Origin of the sequence: Agromyces laixinhei (assembly GCF_006337065.1) — a bacterium.
Lineage (GTDB): Bacteria > Actinomycetota > Actinomycetes > Actinomycetales > Microbacteriaceae > Agromyces > Agromyces laixinhei.
The window spans coordinates 3,386,370-3,401,688 of record NZ_CP040872.1; the positions used below are offsets into that span (position 1 = coordinate 3,386,370).

The following is a 15,319-nucleotide window of genomic DNA, read 5'->3' on the forward strand; positions in this document are numbered from 1 at the left end:
GATGGCGCGATCAGGGGTAGAGCCCGCGCAGCTTGTGCGCTTCGGCGACGCGTTCGACGGCGAGGGCGGTCGCTGCGGTGCGAAGCGAGAGCCCCCGCGCCTCGGCGTAGCCCAGCACGTGTTGCCACGCGCTCAGCATCCGCTCCTCCAGTCTGGACTCCACCTCGTCGGCGCGCCACCAGTACGCCTGGTTCGCCTGCACCCACTCGAAGTACGAGACGATGACGCCGCCTGCGTTCGCGAGGATGTCGGGCACGACGAGCACCCCGTTGGCGCGGAGGATGCGGTCGGCGCCCGGCGTGGTCGGTCCGTTCGCGCCCTCGACGATGACGGTCGCCGCCACCGACGCCGCGTTGCCCTCGTGCAGCACGCCCTCGACGGCCGCGGGCACGAAGAGGTCGACGCCGAGCGGGATGAGCTCTGCCCCGTCGATCGCCTCGGCGCCGGCGAACCCGACGACCGAGCCGGTCGCCCGCACGTGGCCGGAGAGCGCCTCGATGTCGAGCCCGGCCGGGTTGAAGACGGCGCCGTACTGGTCGCTCACCCCGGTGACCGTGACCCCCGCCTCGGCGAGGAACCGCGCGGCATCCGCACCGACCTTGCCGAAGCCCTGCACGGCCGCGGTCGCCCGCGACGGCTCGATGCCCCGGTGCCGGAGCGCGGCGAGCGCGATGTGGGTCACCCCTCGGCTCGTCGCCGACGCCCGCCCCTGCGACCCGCCGAGCGAGATCGGCTTGCCGGTCACGATGCCGGGCACGGTGTAGCCGCTCGTCACGGAGTAGGTGTCCATGATCCAGGCCATGGTCTGCTCGTCGGTGCCGATGTCGGGCGCCGGGATGTCGCGCTCCGGCCCGATGATCGGCAGGATCTCGCTCGTGTAGCGGCGGGTCACGCGCTCGAGCTCGGCGATCGAGTGCTCGCGGGGATCGATCGCGAGCCCGCCCTTCGCGCCGCCGTACGGCACATCGAGCAGGGCGCACTTCCAGGTCATCCACATCGCGAGCGCCCGCACCTCGTCGAGGTTCACGTTCGGCGCGAAGCGCAGGCCGCCCTTGGCCGGGCCTCGCGAGAAGTTGTGCTGCACGCGGTGGCCGAGGTAGAGCCGGCTCTCGCCCGAGTCCATGCGCAGCGGCACCGCGACCGTGAGCTCGCGGCGCGGGGTGGCGAGCATCTGGTGCAGGCCGTCGCTGTAGCCGAGCAGGCCGATCGCCTCGGCCAGTTGGGCGCGCGCGTCGGTGAGGGGGGTCGCGATGTGCAGGGCATCGGCGTTCGGGCGAGCGGATGCCGCGGCATCCGTTGCGGTCGACACCGTCGTCGCCGCGAGCAGGTCGGTCATGCGTGCTTCAGTCCTTCCGCGACGACGGAGAGGCCGTCGATGAGCAGTTCGTCGGAGATGGTGAGCGGCGGCAGGAAGCGGATGACGTTGCCGTAGGTGCCGCAGGTGAGCACGACGACGCCGTTGGCGTGGGCGTAGGCGGCGACCGCGCTCGTGAGCGCGGCGTCGGGAGCGCCGGAGGCGGGGTCGACGAGCTCCATCGCGACCATTGCGCCGCGCCCGCGGACGTCGCCGACGCGGGGGTCGGCGGTGCGCAGCGCGTTGAGCCGGCCGATGAGCACGGCGCCGATCTCGCGGGCGCGATCGATGAGTCCGTCTTCCTCATAGGTCTCGATGGTGGCGAGTGCGGCCGCGCAGGCGAGCGGGTTGCCGCCGTAGGTGCCGCCGAGGCCGCCTGCCATCGCGGAGTCCATGATCTCGGCGCGGCCGGTGACCGCCGAGAGCGGAAGGCCGCCGGCGATGCCCTTCGCCGTGACGACGAGGTCGGGCACGATGCCCTCGTGCTCGCTCGCGAACCAGGCGCCCGTGCGGGCGAAGCCGGTCTGCACCTCGTCGGCGATGAAGACGACGTCGTTGGCACGGCACCACTCGACGATCGCCGGCAGGAACCCGGCGGCGGGAACGATGAAGCCGCCCTCGCCCTGGATCGGCTCGATGATGATCGCGGCGAGGTTCTCGGCGCCGACCTGCTTCTCGATGACGGAGATGGCGCGGCCCGCGGCCTCGGCGCCCGAGAGGCCGCCGTCGCGGAACGGGTAGCTGAGCGGTGCGCGGTACACCTCGGAGGCGAACGGCCCGAAGCCGCTCTTGTACGGGATGTTCTTCGCCGTCAGCCCCATCGTGAGGTTCGTGCGACCGTGGTAGGCGTGGTCGAACGCGACGACGGCCTGCTTCTTCGTGAAGTGCCGGGCGATCTTGACCGCGTTCTCGACGGCCTCGGCGCCCGAGTTGAAGAGCGCCGAGCGCTTGACGTGGGCGCCTGGGGTGAGCTCGTTGAGCTTCTCGGCGACGGCGACGTAGCCCTCGTACGGCGAGACGGTGAAGCACGTGTGGGTGAATGAGTGCAGCTGCGCGGTGACGGCCTCCACGACGCGGGGCGCCGAGTTGCCGACGCCGGTGACGGCGATGCCCGAGCCGAGGTCGATGAGCGAGTTGCCGTCGGCGTCGACGATGACGCCTCCGCCCGCTGCGACGACCGAGATCGGCAGGGTGTGGCCGACGCCCGAGGCGACGGCCTCGGCCTTGCGGGCGAGGAGCTCCTGCGAGCGCGGGCCTGGGATGGCGGTGACGAGGCGGCGCTCCTGGGTGAGCGAGGGGCCGCCGGCCGTGATGACCGGGGTGTCGACGAGAGTCATGGCTGCTCCGATGCGGGGTGACGGCGGTGGCTGATGCGGCAATGCTAGGTCGGGTCGAGCGGATGCCTCAGCGCCCGCCTGTACACTCAGGTGGCACTTCTTCGCCGCTACGTACACCCGGGAGTTCACCGTGCAGCCCACCGTGCAGACCATGCTCGACCGCCCGGAACTCGCGCTCGGGCTGCTCACCCCGGCCGCCGGACTGCCCGGGGGCGCACTCGCGACGCCGGTCGTGTGGGCGCACAGCTCTGACCTCGCCGATCCCACCCCGTTCCTCGACGCGGGCCACGTGCTCCTGACGACCGGCACGCAGTTCGGTGACGACGCCGACACCGGCTTCGCCGACGCGTACGTCGAGCGGCTCCGACAGACCGGCGTCGCCGCCCTCGGCTTCGGCACCGCGGTCATCCGCGAGGGCACGCCCGACTCGCTCGTCGAGGCCTGCATCGCACAGGGCCTGCCGCTCTTCGAGGTGCCGTACCGGGTACCCTTCATCGCGATCGCCCGCACGGTCGGCGACCTCATCGCCGAAGACGCCTACGCGCGGCAGGCCTGGGCGCTGAGCGCGCAGCGCGCGATCTCGCTCGCGGCCCTTCGGCCCGACGGACTCTCGGCCACCCTCGCCGAACTCTCCCGCCGACTCGGGGCCTGGGTGGGACTCATCGACGCGACGGGCTCCCTCGACCGCGAGGCGCCCGTCGACGGACTCGGCCAGCCGCTCCTCGGTGAGGTCGTCGGCGAGGCACGCTCGATGCTGCGCCGCGGCACGCGCGCGAGCCGCACCGTGCTCGCCGGCGAGTCGGCCGGCGCACCGCAGCGGATGACGCTGCAGACGCTCGGCGGCGGCGGCGCGCTTCGCGGGGTGCTCGCGATCGGCGACTCCCCCGAACTCGATCAGGCCGGCCGCGAGGTCGTCACCTCGGTGATCGCCCTCGCGGGCCTCGCGCTCGAGCAGAACCGCAACCTGAACCGAGCGCGCGGTCACCTCCGGTCGGGGCTGCTCCGCGGCATCCTCGCGGGTGATCTGACCCTCGCCGAGCGGGTCGCGACCGAGATGTGGGGGCCGCTTCCTTCGGCGCCCGTTCGCATCGCGGTCATGGATGCCCCGCTCGCCGGCGTCGACCGCCTGACCGAGCTGCTCGAACTGCGAGTCGACGAACGCGGCGGCCGGCTCTTCTTCGGCCGCCACGACGAGCAGTTCGTGCTGTTGCTCGAGTACACCGACGCCGGGCTCGCCGAAGAGCTCGCGACCGAGTTCGAACTGCCCGTCGGGCTCTCCGATCCGGTCGCCGCGGATGGCATCGCGCTCGCCCACGAGCAGGCGCTGCGTGCCGTCGAGCGCGCCCGCGAGACGGGGTCGGGCGTCGTGCTGTTCGACGAGATCAGCCGTCAGGGAGTGCTCGCGTTCCTCGCCCGCACCGATGCCCGCGCCGTGGCGCTCGCGATGCTCGCCCCGCTCACCGAGCACGACGCAGCAAGCGGCACCTCACTGCTCACGACGACCCGCACGTGGCTCGAGCACGGCGGCCAGTTCGACGCCACCGCTCAGGCGCTCGGGGTGCACCGGCACACGGTGCGCAGCCGCATCGCCGTCGCGGAGCGACTGCTCGGCCGCGACCTCTCGGGCTTCCACGCCCGGGCCGATCTCTGGGCGGCGCTGCTCGCCGTCGGCTGAGCGGCGCGGCGAAGCACCCGGCCCAGCCCCGCGCGCTCAGCCCCGCGCTCAGCCCCGCCCGCTCAGCCGCGCGCGCTCGCGATGCGGTCGCGGTACCAGGCGTACGAGTCCTTCGGCGTGCGCTCGCCGGTCTCGAAGTCGACGTGCACGAGACCGAACCGCTGGGTGTAGCCCTCGGCCCACTCGAAGTTGTCGGTGAGCGACCAGAGGTAGTAACCCTGCACGTCGGCGCCCTGCTCGATCGCCGCTCGCACGGCGGCGATGTGGGCGTCGAGGTAGCCGATGCGCCGTTCGTCGTGCACGGCGCCGGTGACCGCGCCGCCGACGACCTCGTCGGGGAACGATGCTCCGTTCTCGGTGATGACGATGGGCGGCAGGCGGTCGCCGTAGTCACGCGCGAACGAGACGAGCAGCTCGGTGAACGTCTCGGGCATGATCGGCCAGCCGAAGCCCGTCGTCGGCACGTTCTCGAACTCGACGGGTTCGAAGGGCAGGCCCGCCGCGGCGAGCTCTGAGCCCTCGGCCGGCTCGGCCACCCGCGTCGGGTTGTAGAAGTTGATGCCGTAGAAGTCGATCGGCGCGCCGATCAGCTCGAGGTCGCCGGGCTCGAGACCGGGCATCGCCTCGAGGCCGAAGCCCGAGAGGTCGGGGTAGGCGCCCCTGAGCACCGGGTCGGCGAAGATGCGGTTGTAGATGAGGTCGAAGGCGCCGGCCGCGAACTGGTCGGCGGGGGCATCCGATGCGGGCACCATCAGGGTGTGGTTGTTCGTGATGCCGACCTCGGCGTCGCCCCGCTCGCGGATCGCCGCGACGGCGAGCCCGTGTGCGAGCAACTGGTGGTGCGCGGTGGGCAGTGCCCCCATCATGAGCGTGTGCCCCGGCGCCTGGCTGCCGAGCGCGTAACCCTGCAGGGTCGTCATCGCAGGCTCGTTGAGCGTGATCCAGCGCTGCACGCGATCGCCGAGACGATCGACCACGAGCCCCGCGTAGTCGGCGAGCCGGTAGGCGGTGTCGCGATTCAGCCAGCCGCCGGCCGCCTCGAGCTCTTGCGGGAGGTCCCAGTGGTAGAGCGTCGGCACCGGGGCGATGCCGGCGGCGAGCAGTTCGTCGACGAGCCGGTCGTAGTAGGCGAGCCCCGCCTCGTTCGCCGGGCCCGTGCCGCCGGGCTGCACCCGCGGCCACGAGATCGAGAAGCGGTAGTCGTCGGCGCCGAGACCCGAGAGCAGCGCGACGTCGTCGCGATAGCGACGGTAGCTGTCGGCCGCGAGTTCGGCATTCGAGCCGTCGATGACCAGACCCGGCGTGCGGGTGAACACATCCCAGATCGACTCGCCGCGGCCGCCCTCGCTCGTCGACCCCTCGATCTGGAAGGCCGCCGTGGCCGCGCCCCAACGGAATCCCCGCGGGAACGTCGTCGTCTCGGGCGAGCGGTCGGGGGTGGTGGGCGCATCGGCCATGGGGAACCTCGCTGTTCATCGGCAAGTGGTGATGAGCGGATGCCGCGGCATCCGCTCGCTCGAAGTGGGACGTTTGACCCACTCTTGCCAGCTTAGGCGCGCGAGCCCGATCAGGGAAGGCCGACTCGCGAATCAGCGGTCGAGCGGCGGCGGCAGATCTGCATGGCCTGGCCACGCCAGCCCACCTGACTCGAGTTCGCCGAGCAGGCTGTTCACCCAGTCGCGCTCAGCCGCCAGCCTCGCCAACTCGAACTCGGCTTCGACGAGCAGGATGCGCGGCACACCCTCGGCTTCGGCGAGGTCGCCGGCGATCCGTGCGAGCTTCAACTCGATCGCGGCCACGCGTGCGCGCAGCGCTGCGACCGCCTCGTCGCGGCCGAGCGCACCCATGAACGAGAGCGCGGCGTAGGCCAGGGTGGCGTCCGGCTCGGGCGTGGCGAGCAGCAGCGAAACCCTCCGGCGGAGCTCGGCGCGGCCCGCGTCGGTGATGGCATAGCGCACCCGCTCCGGCCGGCCGGCGGATTGCTCCGTGCCGGCCTCCGCGACGAGACCCGCCTTCTCGAGCTTGCCGACGGCGTGGTAGAGACTGCGCGGCAACCCTCCGACGAAGTCCTTCCGGGTGTCGACCATGAATCGATGCATGTCGTAGGTGTGCCGCGGGCCCTGACTCAGCAGTGCCAGCACGGCGAGGGCCGGCAGATCACGATCGGCTCGCTGCAGTTGATCTCGTGCCGTCACGCCGTCCAGCCTATCCGGCAGTGGCGACATTCATTAGTGCATCTTGCACTAATGCGAACTGCATGCCATGCTTGACGGCATGACCGAGCCCACGATGTCCGCCCCGAGCGATACCGAAGCCGACCACATCGGCATTCTCGCCGCGCTCGACCGAATCTGCGCCGCATGGAACGCGGGTGACGCGAGTGCCTACTCATCCGAGTTCACCGACGACGCGAGCTACGTGATCTTCGCCGGCATGCATGACCTCGGCCGTGACGCCATCCGTCGCACGCACATCCCCGTGTTCGAGAAGTGGCAGCGAGGCAGCCGCATGTCCATGCGGGTGCTCGACCTTCGCCTCGTGGCACCCGGCGTCGCGATCGTGCTCACCGACGGCGGCATCGGCAAGGGCGGGCGCATCCGGCACGACAAGGTGCAGACCTTCGTGATGGTGCGAGACGGCGCGACCTGGCGGTGCGCGGCCTTCCAGAACACGAAGAAGCACCGCCTCTTCATCGCGATGAACCGGCTTGCCGATCGGCGCCCCGCCGATGTCCGGCGCTGATCCTGTCCGGCGCTGATCCTGTCCGGCGCTGACCCGCCGCCCTACCGCGCCGCCCTACCGCGCTCCTCGCCTCCGGCGTACGCTGGAGGCACCTCGAGGAGGAGGACACGATGCATGCAACCGTCGGAGAACGCCTCATCATCCACGGCAAACAGGTCGGTCAGGCCGCACGCCGCGGTGAGATCCTCGAGGTGCGCGGCGACGAGGGCGGGCCGCCCTATCTCGTGCGCTTCGACGACGGCCACGAGACCCTGCTGTACCCGGGTGCCGACTGCGAGATGGAGGGCGAGCAGCCCGCGGGCTGAGGTATCGATCTCCGCGATAGCGTGGAGGCATGTTCCACTCCTACGCGGCGATCGGTGACAGCTTCACCGAGGGCGTCGGCGACGAGTTGCCCGACGGCTCGGTGCGCGGGTGGGCCGACTTCGTGGCGATCGGCCTCGCCGAAGCGGCTCGCGAACCCATCGGGTACGCGAACCTCGCGATCCGCGGCCGCAAGCTCGGCCCGATCATCGACGAACAGCTCGACCCGGCGATCGCGCTGCGCCCAGAGCTCCTGAGCTTCAACGGCGGCGGCAACGACATGCTGCGCCCTCGCATGGACGAGCAGGCGACGGCCCTGCGCTTCCGCGACGCGATCGAGCGCATCCGCGCCGCGGGCATCCACGTGCTCATGCTGAGCGGTGCGAATCCGACCGATCACCTGCCGCTCGGAAAGGTGTTCGACGCCCGCGGCGCCCGCCTGACCGCCGCCCTCGTCGACCTCGGAGAGACGGCCGGGGTCACCTTCGTCGACAATTTCAACGATCGCCGGCTCCGCGACATCCGCTATTGGTCGCCCGACAAGCTGCACCTGAACGCCCTCGGCCATGCGCGCGTCGCGAGCAATGTGCTGACGGGGCTCGGCCTCCCGGTTCCTGCCGAGTGGGGCGTCGAGGAGGTCGCCGCAGCACCCGAGGGCCCGAAGAGCCGCAACACCGCGGCGTACTACCGGGAGTTCGTGCTGCCATGGATCGGACGGCGACTCACCGGCCGGTCGTCGGGAGACGGGCGCACGGCGAAGCGGCCGACGCTCGAGCCGGTTCCGGATGCCGGGGCCTGACGCCTGATCGACACGGGCCTGCCTCGCGGCCGGCTCAGGCGACGCCGAGCACGTCGGCGACGAACGCCCTCGTGCGGCGCGCGAGCCCGTCGATGCGCTCGAGTTCGTGGGCGCTCGGCTGCACCTCCGACGGTGCGGGCGGGCGTCCGAGGCGCACGGTCTCCTGGCAGGCGAGGTCGGCGCAGATGTAGGTGCCGATGCTGTCGCCTCGTTCGCCGGCCGCGCCCGCGCGTCGCGCGGTGAACAGCTCGACCTGGTCGGCCGGCTGCTGCGTGTGGCAGAGGTTGCAGAGGGCCGCGCGATGCCGTGAACCGGTGCGATCGGCGGCGCGAAGCACGATGCCGACCGGCCGGCCCTCGAGTTCGGTGACGAGGTATCCGCGCGACGGGGTGCGCGGGTCGCGCCAGCCGAAGGCGTCGAGCGGTGCCCACTCGGTGACGAAGAACCGCACCGGGAGCGAGAGCGCTTCGAGTTCGGCCGAGTTCGCGTTGCCGAACAGCGCGCGCACGTCGTGTTCGCCGAGCGCCTGCATGCGTCCCCCTTCGTGCGTGATCCGCCCAGTCTACGAATCGACCGCGCGGGCACGCACGCACCGGTGCACACCGGGCACGCACGCACCGGTGCACACCGGGCGCGCACGCAAAGGTCAGCTCGCGGGCTCCCCGGCCTCGGCCTTCGATGCGGGAGTTGCGGCAGTCGCGGCATCCGCTCGCTTCGGCCCACCGCCGCGCCCGCGGATCAGGAAGCCGAACGCGAGGGCCACGAAGAACATCAGCACGCCGTAGACCGCGGCGGGCAGGCTCATCTCGACGCTGCCGATGACGGTCTGCGCGATCACGATCGCGAGGGTCGAGTTGTGGATGCCGATCTCGAACGAACTCGCGATCGACTGGGGCCGCCCGACCCGGAGCATGCGCGGCACGAGGTAGCCGACGCTCAGGCTCAGCACGCAGAAGAGCACCGTGATGGCCGCGAGGGTGCCGAAGTTCTCGAGCAGCAGATCGAGGTTCGAGACGATCGCGCCCGCGATGACGATGACGAGGATCACGACGGAGGCGATGCGCACGGGCTTGTCCATGCGGTCGGCGAAGGCCGGGCGCCACCAGCGCACGAGCATGCCCGCCACGACCGGCAGCAGCACGATCGCGAACACCTCGACGGTCTTCGCCAGCTGCAGGCCGAGGGTGTCGTCACCCGGCAGGAAATACGCGATCGCGAGGTTCGTGATGAGCGGCAGCGTGAAGACGGCGAGTACCGAGTTGATGGCCGTGAGCGAGATGTTCAGGGCGACGTCGCCGCGGAACAGGTGGCTGTAGAGGTTCGCCGTCGTGCCGCCGGGCGACGCGGCGAGCAGCATCATGCCGACGGCGAGCACGGGAGGCAGTTGGAACACGAGCACGAGGCCGAGGCAGAGCGCCGGCAGCACGAGCAGCTGGCAGACGAGGGCGACGAGCACCGCCTTCGGCTGCTTCGCCACCCGCGCGAAATCGCCCGGGGTGAGTGAGAGGCCGAGCCCGAACATGATGATGCCGAGGGCGACCGGGAGTCCGATGGTGGTCAACGCTGATCCCATTCGCCAAGTGTGGCCTACCGCGGCCGGTCGTTGAGTATCGATTCGGTGACGGATGCCGCGAGCTCACGATTCGATGGCGGGCAGGCGCCGTACGAATTCGGCGGGCACGTGTCATTCACTCCGTACCCGGTCGGAGAACGAGGTGCACGGGGTTCGCACCCTCTGGAGTGAACAACAATTCATCATCGGAACCATCGGCCGAGAGGAGCCGAGCTTCGCATACGGCTGCCTCGGGTTCCGGGCAGCGGCTGTACATGATGCCGGTGCGATCGGGCGTGTACTCCGGGTAGACGTCGATTCGAGTGCCTTCAGGGTGAGTCAGCTGCTCCAACCCCGACCCGTCGGCGCGCGCGCGGTGCACACTGATCACGTCTTGAGTCTCGGCGCTCGCCTCGGCGCTCATGAACGTGATCCATTCCCCGTCTGGAGACCAGTCGGGGCGTGCTCCCAGACCCCACTCCGTGATCCTGGTGAGCTCCTCACCCTCCGCCGTCATGGTGAAGATCGACGTTCGGCCGTTCGCGTCGCGGCCCTCGACAGCGATCATCTGCCCGTCAGGGCTGAAGTCCATGAACAGGAGTTCCGCGAGCAGCCCGTCGTCGCCTCCGCCGGCGCACCCCGGGATCTCAGCGATCCGTTCGACTGATCCCGTGTCGACCTCGACCGTCCCGATCCAGCAGACCCCGTCGGGAAACGTGTCGGTCGGGCCCTCCGCCGAATCGAATCCGACCTTGGTTCCGTCCGGCGCCCACGTGGCGCCTCCCATCCCTCTGCAGGCGCCGGTACAACTGGTCAGCGCTCGGTCTTCGGATCCATCGACCCCGGTCATCCAGACGTCGGTGACCTCGTCATGAACGTGGTCGTACGCGATCCACTCGCCATCCGGTGACCAGTCAGGGTGCCAGCGATTCCCCGGGCCACCTGAGATCCTCCGGAATTCGCTGCCGTCGGGGCGGACAAGGGCAAGATCGATCTCATCCCAGAACGCCTGGTAGAGGACCCACGCCTCGCCGGCGGCGATGGGTGGGGATGCGACGGCGATGGGATCGGGCGATGCCGGTGGAGTCGCGGTCTCGTTCATCGCGCACCCCGCAAGCAGGACCGCGAGTACCGCGGAGAAGGCGATCCGCGAGGCTGTCGTGCCCCCGACGCTGTGCTCATACATCACTGCCCCCTTTGTCGGCGTCTGACTGTGCACGAGTGACGAGATCCGCAGGGGCCGATGGATCAGCGGCCGGTGGCCGCCCGGTGCCTGATCGGGCCGCTGATGCCGTTCGTTCAATGACCTTCGCTTGCGAGGCGGTGAGCCTGTCTCCTCGTCGAGGAGTGCCGAGCCGGAGGAGCGGGGTGAGGAGGCGGACCCAGCCGCGAGGCTGCATGGTGACGCGGGTGGTGATATCGCACGAGGTTGCAGTGACAGGAAGAATTGAGGTCTCGAGCGCGAATCCGAGAGAAGAGCCGGGGTGATCGAACGCAATCCGCGTCGGCGGTGAGAACTCGGTGACCGAATACTCCGTCTCGCTGACACGCCCCCGCTCGGAACGGACCATGACCGCTCGACTGCCGACGCCGACGGGGCCGTCGTCCAGCCTGCGGATCTCGAGGACTTCCGGTTCCCATTTGGGATGATTGTCGAAGACGTGTGTGCCGATGACGTCGAACGCGGCTTCAGCGCTGCGCTCGATGCGTCGGGTCTTCGTATATGTGATCATCGCGGGCCCTCCTTGATACTCGGCGGCGGCCTATCCGTCGCGTTCTATGAGCTCCTCGAATGTGAGACCGGCTGCGGCGTCGACATTCGCGGCGGCCGTCGCTGCGGTCGTTGGCAGTGGCATCAGCTGCTGGGTCAGTACCGTGAAGCTCCACGCCTTGAACTCGGCGACCTGCCAACCGCGGGTGACGACGAACGCGTTGAAGGTCGGCGCACTCTGAACGACGTCGATGATGTCCACGGCGCGCTCCACAGGGATAGCCACCGGCGTATGTTCGCTTGCCGCAGTGACGATCTTGGTGAATGCGCCGCGCCGTCGGGTGCTGATCTCGGCGATCGCGGCCGCCGCGGCAGGCTCGCTGATCGCGGCCACGCTCATGGTCTCTCCCAGGGGAGCCAAACGCTGCAGGATGTCGGTACCGTGCTCGACGACGAGTGCGATCATCCGTCGCGGGTCGGGCTCCTCGAGCACCGACATGAACCACGGCCGCTGCTCCACCGTCTCCGGCTCCGCCCGTGCTGCGCCAGCATGCGCCAGCACCTGCTGCAGCAGTTCTGCCTTGTTGTGGAACGTGAAGTAGATCGTCGGCTCAGCGACACCGCCACGCCGCGCGATCGCCGCCATCGAGGCCCCGTGATAGCCCGACTCCGCAAAGGTCGCGAACGCCGCCTCCAGCATCCGGCTCCGCGTCTGTGCAGCCTTCTGAGCCTTGGACAGCTTTCGCTCGATCGTCATGGCTACGGTTTACTATAGTGAGACTATAGAGTCAAGCTATAGTGACCAATCGACCCACCTGCATACACGTACGCCTCAACGGTGTACAGATGCCGCGAGAGCAGAGCTCAGGCGAGTGCGAAGTCCGGGCGGGGGCGGTCGTCGACGCGCGGACACCAGCCCTCTGGCGAGCGGTCGTAGGCGTGCGCCGGGCCGTCGGCGATGAGCCGGGCGAGCGCGTCGAGGAAGCGATCGACGTCGTCGGCCGAGCTGCCGGCGCCGAGGCTCGCGCGAAGACCGTTCGAGCGGGTCGCCGCGCGCTCGAAGAAGGGGTGCGCACAGAACCGGCCCGCACGCACCGAGATGCCGTGCTCGGCGCCGAGCGCCGCGGCGAGGAGACCGACGGAGCCTCGCTCGAGCTCGATCGTCGCGATGCCGAGGCGGTCGCCGAGTGCGTCGCCGGCCGTTCCGTCGAGCCCGCCGTCGTAGCCGCGGTCGAGCCCATCGCCCCGACCGCTGTCGAATCCGCTCAGCACCCGCACTCCGCGCTGCACCGCGAGCCCGTCGTGCAGCCGGCGAGTGAGGGCGTGCTCGTGGTCGCGGCGTGCGTCGTCGCCGATGCGCTCGAGTTCGGCGAGCGCGCGCGCCAGTGCCACGGCGCCCACGACGTTGGGGGTGCCGGCCTCGTGCCGTTCGACGCCGCGCTTCCAGTCGACGCCGTCGATTCGCACCGCGTCGACCGCCCCGCCGCCCGCGAGGTAGGCGGGCGCGGCGTCGAGCCAGTCGCCCCGGCCGACGAGCGCGCCGGCGCCGAACGGCGCATACGCCTTGTGGCCGGAGAACGCGAGGTAGTCGATGCCCGTCGCCACGAGATCGACCCGTCGGTGCGGCAGCAGTTGCGCGGCGTCGACCGCGATGCGTGCCCCGCGGGCGTGCGCGATCTCGGCGAGCCGGGCGATCGGCAGCACCTCGCCGGTGACGTTCGACGCACCGGTCACCGACAGCAGCGCCGCCGGCCTGCTGGCGAGCTCGGCGTCGAGCGCGTCGAGCGTCGCAGCGACCGTCGGCCGGCCTTCGACGACGCGGCGCGAGCGCCACGGCAGCAGGTTGGCGTGGTGTTCGAGGTCGAGCACCACGGTGTCGCCCGGCACGGCGCCGGCGAGCAGGTTCAGTGCGTCGGTCGTGTTGCGGGTGAAGACGACGAGATCGTCGTCGCGTGCACCGACATGCCGCGCGATCGCGAGCCGGGCGTCTTCGACGAGCGAGGTCGACAGTTGCGACGGATACCCCGAGCCGCGGTGCACGCTCGCGTAGTACGGCAGCACGCGCGTCACCTGCTGCGCCACGACCTCGAACGCCGGGGCCGACGCTGCGACGTCGAGGTTCACGTGCCGCACGACACCGCCGCCGAGCACGGGCACCTCGAGTCCCGCGTCGGCCAGCAGCGCGAGCGGGCCGGGGCCGGCCGGGCGCGGGCGAGCCGCGGCATCCGCCACCTCGGCAGCCGGCGCGCGGCGCACGGCCTCGCGCGTCGCGAACTGCTCGGTGACCGTCACGGATGCTCCTCGATTGCGGGTGTGGCGACGACGCTACGGATCGCCGGAATCGTGCTCAACCATCGCCGCAGCACAGGGTCACAGCGCGACACATTGCGACACACAGCGGTCCCGCGTCAGTATCCAGCGGTCGACGGCACGACGGATGCCACGTGCTCGCCGACCGCCGCTTGGGCACCGTCCGCCGCGTGCACGCTCACCGGCTGAGCGAGCCCGAGATGTTCGCGCAGTGTCTCGCCCTCGTACTCGGTCCGCATGATTCCCCGGCGCGCCAGCTCGGGCACGACCCGGAATGCGAACTCCTCGAACTGCTGGGGCTGCACCGCGGACAGCACGTTGAATCCGTCGACCGCCCCTGCGTCGCCCCACGCTTCGAACTCGGCGGCGATGTCGTCGGGTGTGCCGACGATCATCGAGGCGTTGACGGAGGCGGCGACGACGAGGTGGCGCAGCGTCGGCGGTCGTTCGCCGGAGGGGTTTCGCCCGGTGCGTTCGGCCACGATCTCGACGAGCTCCTGCCCGGCGGCGCTGAACTCGGCGACGAGCGGCGGCGACACGGCCCGGTCGGGCGAGAGCCCCGCGAGATCGAGGCCCACGAGTTGCGAGAGCTGCGCGAGCGAACGGTGCGGGGGAAAGCCGGCGGGCGCGCCGTCCGGCCAGTCCTCGGCGATCTGCACGAGTTCGCTGAGCTCATCGGCGATCGACTGGGCGTGCTCGCGGGTCTCCCCCACGATCGGCAGCACGGGCGCGATGACCTTGAGCGTGCGGTCGTCGCGGCCCGACTCGAAGGCGAGCGAACGCAGCTCCTCGCGGATCGCGATCGCCTGCTGACGGTCGCCGACGGCGACGAGCGCGAGGTCGGCGCTCTGCGCGGCGAACAACCGCGACCGGGGCGAGATACCGGCGTGCACGATCGGCAGGTGCCCCTGCACGGGGCGGGGCACGTTGAGCGGGCCGGCCACGCTGAGGTGCTCGCCGTGGAAGTCGGTCGGGTGCAGCTTCTGCGGGTCGAGGTACACGCCGCGCGCGGCATCCGCGACGATCGCGTCGTCGTCGAACGAGTCCCAGAGGCGGCGCAGCACGATCTCGAACTCGACCGCGCGGTCGTGCCGTGACCGGTTCAGGGCGTGGAAGTCGGCGCCGTGGTTCGCCGCGGCGCGCGGCTCGCCGCCCGTCACGAGGTTGAGCCCGGCGCGGCCCCCCGAGAGCAGGTCGGCCGAGGCCGTTGCGCGGGCGAGCGTGTACGGGTCGGAGTAGCTCGTGTTCGCGGTCGCGATGAGGCCGATGCGGCTCGTCACGCCCGCGAGGTAGGTGATCGCCGCGATCGGGTCGACGCGGGCGACGAGGTAGGGGTCCTGGAATTCGAGGTCGGGCCCCGTCGCGAGCCAGTCTCCGAAGAAGAGGTAGTCGAGGCGCGCCCCCTCCGCGACCTCGGCGGCACGCCTCAGCACGGCCGCGTCACCGCGCGGGTCGCGGTGGGCACCCGGGTAGCGCCAGCCCGAAGGGTACGCCCCGATGGCCCTGACCATCGCGCCGATGATGAGTCGTGTCATG

15 protein-coding genes are annotated in these 15,319 nt (G+C 70.7%); 4 read left to right on the plus strand and 11 right to left on the minus strand.

From position 1 onward, the window contains the following. Positions 1–10 precede the first annotated feature (10 nt). Complete coding sequence (locus tag FHG54_RS15960; RefSeq protein WP_139418160.1) at positions 11–1,336, minus strand: Glu/Leu/Phe/Val family dehydrogenase; 1,326 nt, start codon at positions 1,334–1,336, stop codon at positions 11–13. Beyond that, positions 1,333–2,691 carry a 4-aminobutyrate--2-oxoglutarate transaminase gene (gabT, locus tag FHG54_RS15965; RefSeq protein WP_139418161.1) on the minus strand — a complete coding sequence of 453 codons (1,359 nt, stop codon included), beginning with the start codon at positions 2,689–2,691 and terminating at the stop codon, positions 1,333–1,335. The genes FHG54_RS15960 and gabT overlap by 4 nt, the downstream gene beginning before the upstream one ends. Positions 2,692–2,821: 130 nt before the next feature. Here gabT and FHG54_RS15970 point away from each other — a divergent pair, with 130 nt between their 5' ends. After that, a complete protein-coding gene (locus tag FHG54_RS15970; RefSeq protein ID WP_338025686.1) occupies positions 2,822–4,366 on the plus strand; it encodes a PucR family transcriptional regulator in 1,545 nt (514 codons plus the stop codon). A 62-nt stretch (positions 4,367–4,428) separates the two neighbouring features. Here FHG54_RS15970 and FHG54_RS15975 read toward each other — a convergent pair whose 3' ends face one another. Then, positions 4,429–5,823 carry a GH1 family beta-glucosidase gene (locus FHG54_RS15975; RefSeq protein ID WP_139418162.1) on the minus strand — a complete coding sequence of 465 codons (1,395 nt, stop codon included), beginning with the start codon at positions 5,821–5,823 and terminating at the stop codon, positions 4,429–4,431. A 132-nt stretch (positions 5,824–5,955) separates the two neighbouring features. Continuing rightward, the gene (locus tag FHG54_RS15980; protein WP_198169736.1) at positions 5,956–6,561 is read right to left on the minus strand and encodes a PadR family transcriptional regulator; all 606 of its coding nucleotides are present in this window, start codon (positions 6,559–6,561) and stop codon (positions 5,956–5,958) included. Between the two features lie 79 nt (positions 6,562–6,640). Between FHG54_RS15980 and FHG54_RS15985 the strand changes: the two genes are divergently transcribed. The 3 genes from FHG54_RS15985 (at position 6,641) to FHG54_RS15995 (ending at position 8,210) form a co-directional block, all read left to right on the plus strand. Continuing rightward, positions 6,641–7,108 carry an SgcJ/EcaC family oxidoreductase gene (locus tag FHG54_RS15985; RefSeq protein WP_139418164.1) on the plus strand — a complete coding sequence of 156 codons (468 nt, stop codon included), beginning with the start codon at positions 6,641–6,643 and terminating at the stop codon, positions 7,106–7,108. Between the two features lie 110 nt (positions 7,109–7,218). Beyond that, positions 7,219–7,413: a DUF1918 domain-containing protein gene (locus FHG54_RS15990; RefSeq protein ID WP_139418165.1), complete on the plus strand. Its 195-nt coding sequence runs from the start codon at positions 7,219–7,221 to the stop codon at positions 7,411–7,413. Positions 7,414–7,442: 29 nt separating this feature from the next. Further along, a complete protein-coding gene (locus FHG54_RS15995; RefSeq protein ID WP_139418166.1) occupies positions 7,443–8,210 on the plus strand; it encodes an SGNH/GDSL hydrolase family protein in 768 nt (255 codons plus the stop codon). Between the two features lie 34 nt (positions 8,211–8,244). Here FHG54_RS15995 and FHG54_RS16000 read toward each other — a convergent pair whose 3' ends face one another. From FHG54_RS16000 to FHG54_RS16030, 7 genes are all read right to left on the minus strand, one after another. Next, complete coding sequence (locus FHG54_RS16000) at positions 8,245–8,742, minus strand: FBP domain-containing protein (RefSeq protein WP_139418167.1); 498 nt, start codon at positions 8,740–8,742, stop codon at positions 8,245–8,247. Between the two features lie 114 nt (positions 8,743–8,856). After that, positions 8,857–9,783, minus strand: a complete 927-nt coding sequence (locus FHG54_RS16005) for a bile acid:sodium symporter family protein (protein WP_139418168.1) — start codon at positions 9,781–9,783, stop codon at positions 8,857–8,859. A gap of 115 nt (positions 9,784–9,898) precedes the next feature. Next, entirely contained in the window at positions 9,899–10,948 is a 1,050-nt protein-coding gene (locus tag FHG54_RS16010) for a TolB family protein (protein ID WP_139418169.1), read from the minus strand. Next, on the minus strand, positions 10,941–11,495 hold the full coding sequence (locus FHG54_RS16015; RefSeq protein ID WP_139418170.1) for an SRPBCC family protein: 555 nt from the start codon (positions 11,493–11,495) through the stop codon (positions 10,941–10,943). Before FHG54_RS16015 ends, FHG54_RS16010 begins: the two co-directional genes overlap by 8 nt. A gap of 30 nt (positions 11,496–11,525) precedes the next feature. After that, positions 11,526–12,230, minus strand: coding sequence for a TetR/AcrR family transcriptional regulator (locus FHG54_RS16020; protein WP_139418171.1), 705 nt, complete (start codon positions 12,228–12,230; stop codon positions 11,526–11,528). Positions 12,231–12,337: 107 nt separating this feature from the next. Then, entirely contained in the window at positions 12,338–13,765 is a 1,428-nt protein-coding gene (locus FHG54_RS16025; protein WP_210415444.1) for an aminotransferase class V-fold PLP-dependent enzyme, read from the minus strand. A 116-nt stretch (positions 13,766–13,881) separates the two neighbouring features. Beyond that, on the minus strand, positions 13,882–15,318 hold the full coding sequence (locus FHG54_RS16030; protein ID WP_139418172.1) for an NtaA/DmoA family FMN-dependent monooxygenase: 1,437 nt from the start codon (positions 15,316–15,318) through the stop codon (positions 13,882–13,884). Position 15,319 lies beyond the last annotated feature (1 nt).

What these genes read in the sequence shown, in the direction of transcription:
- FHG54_RS15960 (WP_139418160.1), bottom strand. Translation starts at nt 1,336, where the DNA reads ATGACCGACCTGCTCGCGGCGACGACGGTGTCGACCGCAACGGATGCC.
- gabT (WP_139418161.1), bottom strand. Translation starts at nt 2,691, where the DNA reads ATGACTCTCGTCGACACCCCGGTCATCACGGCCGGCGGCCCCTCGCTC.
- FHG54_RS15975 (WP_139418162.1), bottom strand. Translation starts at nt 5,823, where the DNA reads ATGGCCGATGCGCCCACCACCCCCGACCGCTCGCCCGAGACGACGACG.
- FHG54_RS15985 (WP_139418164.1), top strand. Translation starts at nt 6,641, where the DNA reads ATGACCGAGCCCACGATGTCCGCCCCGAGCGATACCGAAGCCGACCAC.
- FHG54_RS15990 (WP_139418165.1), top strand. Translation starts at nt 7,219, where the DNA reads ATGCATGCAACCGTCGGAGAACGCCTCATCATCCACGGCAAACAGGTC.
- FHG54_RS15995 (WP_139418166.1), top strand. Translation starts at nt 7,443, where the DNA reads ATGTTCCACTCCTACGCGGCGATCGGTGACAGCTTCACCGAGGGCGTC.
- FHG54_RS16000 (WP_139418167.1), bottom strand. Translation starts at nt 8,742, where the DNA reads ATGCAGGCGCTCGGCGAACACGACGTGCGCGCGCTGTTCGGCAACGCG.
- FHG54_RS16005 (WP_139418168.1), bottom strand. Translation starts at nt 9,783, where the DNA reads ATGGGATCAGCGTTGACCACCATCGGACTCCCGGTCGCCCTCGGCATC.
- FHG54_RS16010 (WP_139418169.1), bottom strand. Translation starts at nt 10,948, where the DNA reads ATGTATGAGCACAGCGTCGGGGGCACGACAGCCTCGCGGATCGCCTTC.
- FHG54_RS16015 (WP_139418170.1), bottom strand. Translation starts at nt 11,495, where the DNA reads ATGATCACATATACGAAGACCCGACGCATCGAGCGCAGCGCTGAAGCC.
- FHG54_RS16020 (WP_139418171.1), bottom strand. Translation starts at nt 12,230, where the DNA reads ATGACGATCGAGCGAAAGCTGTCCAAGGCTCAGAAGGCTGCACAGACG.
- FHG54_RS16030 (WP_139418172.1), bottom strand. Translation starts at nt 15,318, where the DNA reads ATGACACGACTCATCATCGGCGCGATGGTCAGGGCCATCGGGGCGTAC.